10 protein-coding genes and 1 pseudogene are annotated in these 10,572 nt (G+C 45.8%); 10 read left to right on the forward strand and 1 reads right to left on the reverse strand.

Annotation, left to right across the window (positions count from 1 at the left end):
- The 10 genes and pseudogenes from Q0117_RS07350 to Q0117_RS07395 form a co-directional block, all read left to right on the forward strand.
- Window positions 1–165: pseudogene (locus Q0117_RS07350) on the forward strand (type IV pili twitching motility protein PilT); the annotation flags it as partial.
- Window positions 165–842, forward strand: coding sequence for a CvpA family protein (locus Q0117_RS07355; RefSeq protein ID WP_297924179.1), 678 nt, complete (start codon window positions 165–167; stop codon window positions 840–842). The pseudogene Q0117_RS07350 and the gene Q0117_RS07355, both read left to right, overlap by 1 nt.
- The gene (locus tag Q0117_RS07360; RefSeq protein WP_297924181.1) at window positions 839–1,306 is read left to right on the forward strand and encodes a Fur family transcriptional regulator; all 468 of its coding nucleotides are present in this window, start codon (window positions 839–841) and stop codon (window positions 1,304–1,306) included. The genes Q0117_RS07355 and Q0117_RS07360 overlap by 4 nt, the downstream gene beginning before the upstream one ends.
- A 1-nt stretch (window position 1,307) precedes the next feature.
- Window positions 1,308–2,801, forward strand: a complete 1,494-nt coding sequence (gene lysS / locus Q0117_RS07365) for a lysine--tRNA ligase (protein WP_297924183.1) — start codon at window positions 1,308–1,310, stop codon at window positions 2,799–2,801.
- A 2-nt stretch (window positions 2,802–2,803) separates the two neighbouring features.
- Window positions 2,804–4,051, forward strand: coding sequence for a serine hydroxymethyltransferase (locus tag Q0117_RS07370; protein WP_297924185.1), 1,248 nt, complete (start codon window positions 2,804–2,806; stop codon window positions 4,049–4,051).
- Between the two features lie 94 nt (window positions 4,052–4,145).
- The gene (locus Q0117_RS07375) at window positions 4,146–5,177 is read left to right on the forward strand and encodes a hypothetical protein (protein WP_297924187.1); all 1,032 of its coding nucleotides are present in this window, start codon (window positions 4,146–4,148) and stop codon (window positions 5,175–5,177) included.
- Window positions 5,177–5,962, forward strand: a complete 786-nt coding sequence (locus Q0117_RS07380; RefSeq protein WP_297924189.1) for a shikimate dehydrogenase — start codon at window positions 5,177–5,179, stop codon at window positions 5,960–5,962. The genes Q0117_RS07375 and Q0117_RS07380 overlap by 1 nt, the downstream gene beginning before the upstream one ends.
- 477 nt (window positions 5,963–6,439) lie before the next feature.
- Entirely contained in the window at window positions 6,440–6,646 is a 207-nt protein-coding gene (locus Q0117_RS07385) for a DUF4492 domain-containing protein (protein ID WP_297881812.1), read from the forward strand.
- Window positions 6,647–6,648: 2 nt separating this feature from the next.
- A complete protein-coding gene (locus tag Q0117_RS07390) occupies window positions 6,649–8,172 on the forward strand; it encodes a cytochrome ubiquinol oxidase subunit I (protein ID WP_297924190.1) in 1,524 nt (507 codons plus the stop codon).
- A 1-nt stretch (window position 8,173) separates the two neighbouring features.
- Window positions 8,174–9,280: a cytochrome d ubiquinol oxidase subunit II gene (locus Q0117_RS07395; protein ID WP_297924191.1), complete on the forward strand. Its 1,107-nt coding sequence runs from the start codon at window positions 8,174–8,176 to the stop codon at window positions 9,278–9,280.
- A 346-nt stretch (window positions 9,281–9,626) separates the two neighbouring features.
- On the opposite strand, the gene Q0117_RS07400 is transcribed toward Q0117_RS07395, so the two are convergent.
- On the reverse strand, window positions 9,627–10,572 hold a 946-nt coding region (locus tag Q0117_RS07400; protein ID WP_297924193.1), incomplete at its 5' end, for a putative transporter.

The raw sequence follows: 10,572 nt of genomic DNA on the forward strand, positions 1-10,572 counted from the left end.
GTGCATCAAATTTACTCTCAAATGCAGCTAAATCAGCAATCTACCGGTATGATAACTCAAACTCAAGCGATGGTTAAAGCGATCCGTGCAAATCAAATTTCAAAAGACACGGCATTTAGGTATTCGACTAACCTACAAGAGCTAATAGGCGTGGTGGGTGCTTGATGGAGGGTATTAATTGGTTCGACGTCGGCTGTTTGGTACTCGTAGTGCTCTTCGGATTACGCGGTATCACTAATGGCATCGTAAAAGAAATTTTTGGAATTTTGGGTCTCATCGGCGGTCTTTTTGCCGCGATGCGCTATAAAACTATGGCAGGCGAGTGGATTGCAGCAAAAATTCCAGCTTTGCAGAATGCAAACGGCGTGCTTTCAGGCGATACGACGCAGGTCCTCATCGGCTTTATCGCTGTGCTTTTTGGCGTATGGATCTCGTGTTTGATTATAGGCGAAATCATTTCAAAATTCTTTAAATGGAGCGGACTCGGATTTGTCGATAAGATCGGCGGTTTCGTGTTTAGCGTAAGTAAAATTTTCTTGATTTTTGCCGTTATCGTTACGCTTGCAAGCGGTCCTGTGTCGATGAACGAACAGACCAAAAAGTATTTTGAAAGCAGTAAAACTGCGCCGATTTTCTTAAAAATAGGAAATTGGATTTTAAATCTCAAAGACGATCCGAAGATCAAACAAAGCTTGGATTCTATCGGTTCTAAGATGGATGATAAGCTCTTAAAAGATCAGAATTCTACCGCCCGTATGAACTCGGATCAAAATCAAAGCACTGAACCTAGCGATTTTAACGCCAGTTCAGAAGCAAATTCTACAGAAAGGACAAAATTATGAATGCAAAAATCGAAAATTTAGAGTTTGACGCTCTAATTGTTGAGTTTAAAAAGGCGCTTGCCTCCAGTGGTCTAAAATACACAAGACAACGCGAGGTTTTGCTTCGTACGCTTTATAACAATAACAAACACTTCACACCTGAGGCGCTTCACAACGAGATCAAAGCGAAATTTCCGGAGCTAAACGTAGGCATAGCGACCGTGTATCGTACCTTAAATTTGCTTGAGGATTCAGGTATGGCGACGTCGATCTCATTCGGCGCACAGGGCAAGAAATTTGAGCTTGCCAACAAGCCTCACCACGACCATCTAATCTGCAAAAGCTGCAATAAGATCATAGAATTTCAAGACGCCACTATAGAGCGCAAACAGCTTGCCGTCGCCAAAGAGCACGGTTTTACGCTTACGGGGCACATGATGCAGCTGTATGGAATTTGCCCTGAATGCGCGACAAAAAGGAAGTAGATTGTTTGATAGCCAGTTAGAAATCCAAAGGATAGATAAGGCGTCGGAACTTCGGAATTTAGGGGCTAATCCCTATCCGCACTTTCTAAAAAAAGATATGAGTATAGCCGAGTTTAAAGAGAAATTCGGCTACATAAAAGATACCGATGATAAAAAAGCGAGCGAGGAGGTAAGCCTTGCTGGAAGGTTAAAGCTAAAGCGTGTCGCGGGCAAATCCACCTTTGCAAACATAGAAGATCAAAGCGGCAATATTCAAATTTATTACTCTCGCGACAGCATTGGCGAGGAGGATTACGCTAAATTTAAGAAAAATCTCGAAGTGGGCGATATAATTTTGGTGCGCGGATATGCTTTCGTCACCCAAACGGGCGAGTTTTCGATCCATGCTAGCAAAATAACGCTCGCGTCCAAAGCGATCTGCCCGCTTCCAGAGAAATTTCACGGCCTTGTCGATATTGAGATGCGCTACCGCCAAAGATACCTCGATATGATAATGAACCCCGAGGTTCGCGAGGATTTTATTAAGCGCTCGATCATCGTTAGCGAGATCCGCAGCTTTTTTGAAAAGCACGGATTTTTAGAGGTCGAAACGCCGATGATGCACCCTATCGCGGGCGGCGCGAACGCTAAGCCTTTCATCACACACCACAACGCCCTAGACGTCGATCGCTACCTACGTATCGCTCCGGAGCTGTATCTTAAGCGCCTCGTCGTAGGCGGCATGGAGGCGGTCTTTGAGATCAACCGAAACTTCCGTAACGAGGGTATGGACCTGACGCACAATCCGGAATTTACAAGCATAGAATTCTACTGGGCGTGGCATGATTATAACGACGCGATGAACCTAACTGAGGAGCTATTTAAAGCGCTGTTTAAGAGGCTCGGGCTAGGCGAAATTTTAACTTACGATGAGCGCGAGATCGATTTTTCAAAGCCTTTTGCGCGCATAAAGTATCTAGACGCGCTTACGCAGATAGGCGGCATTGAGTCGCAGATCGTAAATGATCGCGAAAAGATCATCGCAAAGCTCGAAGAGGATAGGTTTGAAGTCAATGAAAAGCTCGATCTAGGTCACCTGCAGAGCGAACTTTTTGATAATTACGTAGAAGCTAAGCTCGTAAATCCGACCTTCATCGTGGATTTTCCGATCTCGATCAGCCCGCTTTCGCGCAGAAGCGACGAAAATCCGCAGATAGCCGAGAGATTTGAGCTTTACATCGCAGGCAAAGAGCTAGCCAACGCCTTTAACGAGCTGAACGATCCGCTCGATCAATACGCTAGATTTAAGGCGCAAATCGACGCTAAAAACGCGGGCGACGACGAGGCGCACGAGATGGACGAGGATTATGTCCGCGCGCTTAGCTATGCGATGCCCCCGACTACCGGCTGGGGGCTTGGAATCGATCGCTTGGTGATGATTTTGCTGAATAAAAAATCGATCCGCGACGTGATTTTGTTCCCTGCGATGAGGCCACTAAATTTAGAGAAGGAGTGAACGTGTCAAATTTAGAAAAATTCGATAATGAAATTTTTAGTTTAACCAACAAAGAGCTTGCCCGCCAGTGCGATTATTTGGAGATGATCGCGAGCGAAAATTTCACCTATCCCGAGGTAATGGAGGCGATGGGTTCGGTGCTGACGAACAAATACGCCGAGGGTTATCCCGGCAAGCGCTACTACGGCGGCTGCGAGTTCGTAGACGAGATCGAGCAGATCGCGATCGACCGCTGCAAAAAGCTCTTCGGCTGTGAGTTTGCAAACGTCCAACCAAACAGCGGCAGCCAAGCCAACCAAGGCGTCTATGCCGCATTTTTGAAACCTGGCGATAAAATTTTAGGCATGGCGCTTAGCCACGGCGGACATTTGACGCACGGTGCAAAGGTCTCAAGCAGCGGAAAGATGTATGAGAGCTTCGAGTACGGCGTAGAGCTCGACGGCCACATAAACTACGATAAGGTGCTTGAGATCGCTCAGATCGTAAAACCAAAGATGATCGTTTGCGGCGCAAGCGCCTATACGCGCGAGATAGATTTTGCTAAATTTAGACAGATCGCAGATAGTGTGGGTGCGTTTCTTTTCGCCGATGTAGCGCACGTCGCGGGGCTCGTCGTCGCGGGCGAACACGCTAATCCGTTCCCGCACTGCCACGTCGTAAGCTCGACCACGCACAAGACGCTTCGCGGTCCGCGCGGCGGCATCATAATGACCAACGATGAGGAATTTGCTAAAAGGATCAACTCGGCGATCTTTCCGGGTATCCAAGGCGGTCCGCTAATGCACGTCATCGCCGCTAAGGCGGTGGGCTTTAAACACAATCTAAGCCCCGAGTGGAAGGTCTATGCCAAGCAGGTCAAGGCAAACGCTAGAGTTTTAGGCGAAACGCTGGTTGGGCGCGGCTTTGATCTCGTTAGCGGCGGCACCGATAACCATCTGATTTTAATGAGCTTTTTAAATAGGGATTTTAGTGGCAAGGACGCTAGCGCCGCGCTTGAAAACGCAGGCATTACGACGAATAAAAATACCGTGCCGGGCGAGACGCGCAGCCCGTTCGTCACCAGCGGCATCCGCGTCGGCAGCCCCGCACTTACCGCGCGCGGGATGAAGGAGAAAGAATTTGAGTTTATCGGAAATAAAATCGCCGACGTGCTAAGCGACATCTCAAATTCCAAGCTTCAGGCGCGAGTTAAAGAGGAAGTGCGGGATTTGGCGCACCGCTTTATCATCTACGACCGCGCGATGTATTAAATTTAATAAATTCGGGTAAGCTTACCCGAATTATTTATTTCGTAAATTTTGCGTGGTAGAATTTACAAAGTAAATAATAATCTTAGGAGAGAGTATGAACGACAAAAATTTCGATATGAGCAGCATAGACGACATAGTGATCAATAGCGGCAATGTCGATAAGAACGCGAATTTGAAAAAGGGTCTTACCGTCGCAGCCGGCGTCGTAGTTTTATTCTTAATCATTTTAATCATAATGAAGGCTATTAATAAAGACGATATTGATACTAACGCAGGTCTTACTATGCCTAGTGAAGAAGAGCTTGCCAAAGCGGAGCAAAAGCCTGCCGTACAAGTTCAAAAGCCTGAGCCTTCGCAGCCTGAGCCTGTAGAAGTGAAATCAGAACCCAATACAGCATCTGCATCTCCAACCAAAGTAGAGATAAAAACCCAGGAACCTAATTCCGAAAGTAAGGTCGTCGCAAGCGCTCAGCCTGAAGCGCAGAAAGTAGAAATCCAAAAGCCCGAAATCAAAGAAGAGCCAAAAAAATCCGAAGTTAAAATAGAAAGTAAAAAGATTGAGCCTAAAGACGAAGCCAAAAAGTCTGAAAAAACGGACGTAAAAAAGTCCGAGCCTAAAAAAGAGTCTGCAAAAGACGAGATCAAAAAAGAACCTTCTAAAACCGAAATTAGAAAAGTCGAGCAAAAAGTAGAGCCTAAAAAAGAACCCGAAAAACAAGCAAAAGCAGAAGTTAAAAAAGAGCCTTCAAAAACGGAAGCTAAAAAGGAACATGCTAAAGCTGAGACTAAGAAAGAGCCCGCTAGGCCCGAGCCTAAAAAAGAAGCTAGCAAGCCAGAGTCTAAAAGTGAGAGCGTAAAGGCTGGCGTTGCAGCAAAGAGCACCAGCACCAGCGTGGCAAACGGCAGTTATGTGCAGGTTTTCGCATCCAATGCCTACGATCCAAACGGGTCTGACACCAAAAAAATCACCAAAAAAGGCTATAATCCGATCGCTCTGCAAACTCACGTCGGTAGCAAGAGCGTGACTAAAATTTTAGTCGGGCCTTTTGAGGGCGAGGCGCTACAAAAGGCGCTTAGCGATATGCGCAGCATCAATAGCGGAGCGTATATCTACCGAGTGAAATAGTGGACAGATTCGCGGTTTTCGGCAACCCGATCTCCCACTCTCTCTCGCCGCTACTTCATAATTACGCGATAAAATTTTTGGAGCTGGACGCCTACTACGGGCGAGTTTTGCTGCAGCGCGGCGAGGAGCTGCGAGCTAAATTTGAAACTTTAGGGCTTACGGGCGCGAACGTAACCGTGCCTTTTAAGCTCGACGCGCTCAAAGCCTGCGATGTCCTAAGCGAGGCGGCGCAAAGGATCGGCTCGGTAAATACGCTGGTGCTAAAAGGCAGTGCACTGCACGGCTTTAACACCGACGCGCAAGGCTTTTTCTGCGCGATCTTGGGCTTTGGCGAGATTCGCAATGCACTTATTTTAGGTGCGGGCGGCACGACGCGGGCAATTGGCTACGCGCTAAGTAAAAACGGCGTGAAATTTGATATCCTAAATCGCAGTGCAAAAGATTTTGACTTCGGCTGCGAGGAATTTTTTACCTATGAAAATTTCAAGTCCAAAGACTACGATCTTATCGTCAACGCCACCGGTGCGGGGCTCAAAGATGATGCGCTGCCTGCACCCAAGGGAGTAATAGATGAAATTTTATCCCGCGCAAAATTTGCTTTTGATGCGATCTACGGCAAGCAGACTCCGTTTTTACAAGCCGCGCGCGCAAAAAATCTGCCCGCAAAAGACGGCAAGGAGATGCTTGTAAATCAGGGCGCGCTTGCTTTCAATCTCTTTTTCAGCGGCAAATTCGACTTAGCAGAGATTGTATCGCTGATGAGCCATGCTGCAAATTTACGCTAAATCGACTCTTAGGCTTTTCAATTATCCGCCCAGTCTAATGAAATGTTTTAAATTTTGCATGGAGTTAGTTATCCGTTCTTAAATTTCGTATCGTGTAGCTTTGGGCGTTTGATTTTAAAATTCTTACGTCTGCTTTCAGCTGAGGTGCGTTAATTTGCCTGTAAAAAATTCTATTTAAAATTGCTACGAATTAGGCATAAAGATGCTTGGTAAAGTCTCGCGCATTTTTCTGCTCGTTTCTTGGATGTTCTATTCTAAAATTTTACGACGAATCTAAACTAAAATTTTGTGCAGTTTAAGTAAAATGCGATCGGTTGCGAATTATGCGGTAGAAACTTTATTTAAGTGTGGTGGCGCAAAAACTCATTTATTAAAAAGATAAAATTGCTACCAAAATTTCAAAATTTAAAGCTAAATTTTAATTAATTGTTATACAATAAAAAATATAAACTAATAATTGCTAAAGGTTAAAATTCGATGTTTTTCGGCAAAATTTTAAAATTTTACGCGCACGGATTTGCTTCGATGAAGCTTGGCAAAACGCTGTGGGCGGTGATTTTGATCAAGCTATTTATAATTTTTGTGCTACTTAAATTTTTCATTTTCAACGAAAATCTGGATTCTAAATTTAAAACCGATCAAGAAAAAATCGATTTCATCTATAAAAATTTGACTAAGGAGTAGGAATGCAAGAGCTTGCTAGCGTGGATTGGTCGAGGGCGCAGTTTGCGCTCACGGCACTTTATCACTTTCTTTTCGTGCCCCTAACGCTGGGGCTTAGCTTTATCGTGGCGTTTATGGAGAGCCTGTATGTCGCGACAGGCAAACAGGAGTGGCTCAAGATCACTAAATTTTGGCTGCGCCTTTTCGGTATAAATTTCGCCATCGGCGTCGCGACCGGCATCATAATGGAGTTTGAGTTCGGCACCAACTGGGCGAATTACAGCTGGTTTGTGGGCGACATCTTCGGCGCGCCGCTTGCGATCGAGGGCTTGCTAGCGTTTTTCTTGGAGGCTACCTTTTTTGCGGTAATGTTCTTCGGCTGGGATCGCGTAAGCAAGAAATTTCATCTTCTTTCAACCTGGCTTGTGGCGATCGGATCAAATTTAAGCGCATATTGGATCCTAATCGCGAATGCTTGGATGCAAAACCCGGTAGGCACGAGCTTTAATCCCGATACGATGCGTAACGAGATGAGTAATTTTTTAGATATCGCGCTATCTCACTTCGGAGTGGCTAAATTTTTACATACCGTCGGCGGCGGCTATATTACAGCGGCGCTTTTCGTGCTTGGAATTTCGGCGTTTTATATGCTAAAAAACAAAGACTTTGCGCTTGCTAAAAAAAGCTTCATCGTGGCGGCAAGCTTCGGTATGCTAAGCTCGCTTTTCGTGCTATTTAGCGGCGACGAGAGCGCCTATCAGGTCGCGCAAAAGCAGCCGATGAAGCTTGCGGCGATGGAGGGGCTGTATAAAGGCGAAGTAAACGCGGGTATCGTCGCGGCAGGAGTTTTAAATCCGAGCAAAACCGCGGGAGACGATAAGGAGTCGTTTTTGTTTGAGATTAAAGCACCTTACGCGCTAGGGCTGATGGCTACGAGAGGGCTTGATAATTTTACGCCGGGCATCGATGATTTGGTATTTGGAAACGAAAAATTCGGCATCGAAGGCGCGGATAAAAAGATCGAAAAAGGCAAAATCGCCCTGCAAGCACTGAAGGATTACAAGCTCGCCAAAGACGTGAATGACACCGCGGCAATGCAGCAGGCTCGCGAAATTTTATTCGGCAACCAAAATATGCAAAATTTAGGCTACGGCTACCTTGACGACGCGAAGCAGATCGTCCCTCCCGTGGCGCTTACCTTTTACAGCTTCCACGTGATGGTGGCCTTGGGAAGCTATTTTATCTTGCTATTTTTCGTGACGCTATTTTTGGCGATGCGAAAAAACCTCGCCGAATACAAGAAAATTCTGTGGCTTTGCGTCTTTAGCATCCCTCTGGGATACGTCGCGTGCGAGGCGGGCTGGATCGTAGCCGAAGTAGGGCGCCAGCCGTGGGCGATACAAGATCTTATGCCGGTGGGCGTCGCGGCTACGAGCCTGGCGGGGACGAACATAATGATCTCGTTTGCGCTCTTTGCGGTTTTATTTACGGTTTTATTCATAGCCGAGATAAAGATCATGCTAAAACAGATAAAGATAGGATTTTAAGATGCACGAAATTTTTCAAATTTATTGGTGGTGCGTGGTTTCGCTTCTGGGCGGAATTTTGGTTTTTATGCTCTTCGTGCAGGGCGGTCAGACGCTGCTTTTTACGCTGGCAAAGAGTGAGACCGAGAAGGATTTTATAATAAATTCCATCGGCAAGAAATGGGAGCTTACGTTTACTACGCTCGTGATGTTCGGCGGAGCGTGCTTTGCAGCGTTTCCGCTATTTTATGCGACCAGCTTCGGCGGGGCGTATTGGGCGTGGATGGCTCTGCTTTTTTGCTTCATAATCCAAGCCGTCGCTTACGAATACAGAAAAAAGCCCGATAATTTCTTGGGCGCTAAAACTTATGAAGCCTTTCTTTTCATGAACGGCTCTCTGGGCACGGTCCTGCTTGGTATCATCGTCTCGACGCTTTTTAGCGGCAGCGAGTTTGCGCTGGGTGATAATAATTTCGTGCAGTGGAAAAACCCGGCTCGCGGACTTGAGGCGCTAGCAAATCCGTTTAATTACATCTTGGGAGTTGCGCTATTTTTCTGCGCTAGGACGGGAGCGAGCTTATATTTGATGAACAATATCGCCGAGCCTGAAATGATCGCTAAGCTCAAAGCCTCGCTTAAATTTAATGCTAGCGCGTTTTTGGTATTTTTCATCGCGTTTTTGGCGTGGGTCTTGCTAAAGCAGGGCTACGCAGTCGGTGCGGGCGGCATCGTAAGCCTTGAGAGCTTTAAGTATCTGCATAACTACCTAAGCCTGCCTGCGGCGCTAGTGTTGCTGCTGCTAGGTGTCGTGATGGTGCTGGTGGGAATATTCAAAGGTGCATTTACAAGCAGCGTGCGCGGGATATTTTTTTACGGAGTGGGAGTCGTATGCGCGGTAACGAGCGTATTTTTGATCCTGGGTCTAAATCACACGGCGTTTTATCCGTCAAATTTCGACCTGCAAAGCTCGCTTTCGATAAGCAACGCAAGCTCAAGCCTCTATACGCTTAAGACGATGTTTTACGTGTCGTTTCTAGTGCCTTTCGTGCTGGGTTATATCAGCTATGTTTGGCGCGCGATGGATGCAAAAAAGCTTGATAAAGAGGGGCTTTCAAACGAGCATTATTAGGCGCGTCAGCTCCAGCATGGCTTCCGTGCGCCGTGTGGCGGCGAGAAGTTACTCTCGTGCGCGGCACTGCGCGCTTTTGCGCTTAGTTAAATTTCATATCGGCGGCGTTTTTTATGCGCCGCATCTATAAAAAATTTTAAGGATTAAAAATGGTCAAATCTTTAGTTTTCATCGCGATTTGGATGATCTTACTCGTAGGAAGCTATAAATTTATAAAGCTAAACATTACTCATCACGAAAAAAGAGAGCAGTAAAAGGGTAGAAATTTTAAAAGCTTGCGGCCCGGAATTTTGCTTTAAATTTAAAAAGCGAAATCTAGGGCCGCAAGGTGCGGGCGAAATTTTATCTAGCCCTTGTAGTCGATATTTTTTTCAAACTCTTTAAGTCGCATATGGATTGAGCGAAGCTCCGTGATCGTCGTCCAGTTATTCATAAAAATACTAAAACTACCGCGCACCTGATTAAAAGCGTTGCTTACCTGAACCATAACTCCAAGTGTAATTACCTTAGTAAATAACCCAGGACCCATTATCAAGTAAGGTACGATCATTAGAAACTGCGAGAATGAGTTAAACCACATATCAAAATAGCAGTAGTGCAGGTATAGTTTGAAATAGTTATATTTGATCTTATCGAATAGCGAAAGAATTTTTTCCTCATCTGCGTAATTTATCTTATCCTCTTCCGCAAAAACAAGCTCTTTTCTAAACGCCGCCTCAACTTTTTGGTTGTTGTATTCCAGTCTCGGCAGATACCAGCCCACCAACCAAGAAATTATTAATCCGCCGATGCTAACTAAAAGTGCGATCCAGACGAGCGAGCCGGGGATTTTTTTTAGAAATTCAAAAGGGACATTGCTGCTAAGCCCCCACAGCACCGGTATGAACGCAAACAGCGTCATAGCCGCCGAAAGCACTCTCGTGCCCATCTCTTCGATAGTTTTTGAGAAACGAAAGATATCCTCTTGGATACGTTGCGAGCTGCCTTCGATATCTTTGCTGACCTTTTTCCAGTATGAAAAATAGGAAAACGTCATCGCTTCTCGCCATTTAAATGCCCAAACCCGCGCTGCGTATCGCTCCGAAATTGCAGAGACTACGTAGGGCATCGCTATCCATAAAAAAATCTTCATCTGCGCGTAGAAATCACCTAGCGTATGGCGATCTACGTTTTGGCACAGATCGTAAAACGCGCGATACCATTCGTTTATTCGCACATTTAAAGTAGTTTGATACCAATTGATCGCAATTAGAAAAAATATTCCGGAATATGCCCAAAATGCCCATTTTTTG

The sequence above is a fragment of the uncultured Campylobacter sp. genome (assembly GCF_937997535.1).
Classification (GTDB): Bacteria; Campylobacterota; Campylobacteria; order Campylobacterales; family Campylobacteraceae; genus Campylobacter_B.

Coding starts and splice junctions, on each gene's coding strand:
- Q0117_RS07355 (WP_297924179.1), top strand. CDS start 165: ATGGAGGGTATTAATTGGTTCGACGTCGGCTGTTTGGTACTCGTAGTG.
- Q0117_RS07360 (WP_297924181.1), top strand. CDS start 839: ATGAATGCAAAAATCGAAAATTTAGAGTTTGACGCTCTAATTGTTGAG.
- Q0117_RS07375 (WP_297924187.1), top strand. CDS start 4,146: ATGAACGACAAAAATTTCGATATGAGCAGCATAGACGACATAGTGATC.
- Q0117_RS07385 (WP_297881812.1), top strand. CDS start 6,440: ATGTTTTTCGGCAAAATTTTAAAATTTTACGCGCACGGATTTGCTTCG.
- Q0117_RS07390 (WP_297924190.1), top strand. CDS start 6,649: ATGCAAGAGCTTGCTAGCGTGGATTGGTCGAGGGCGCAGTTTGCGCTC.
- Q0117_RS07395 (WP_297924191.1), top strand. CDS start 8,174: ATGCACGAAATTTTTCAAATTTATTGGTGGTGCGTGGTTTCGCTTCTG.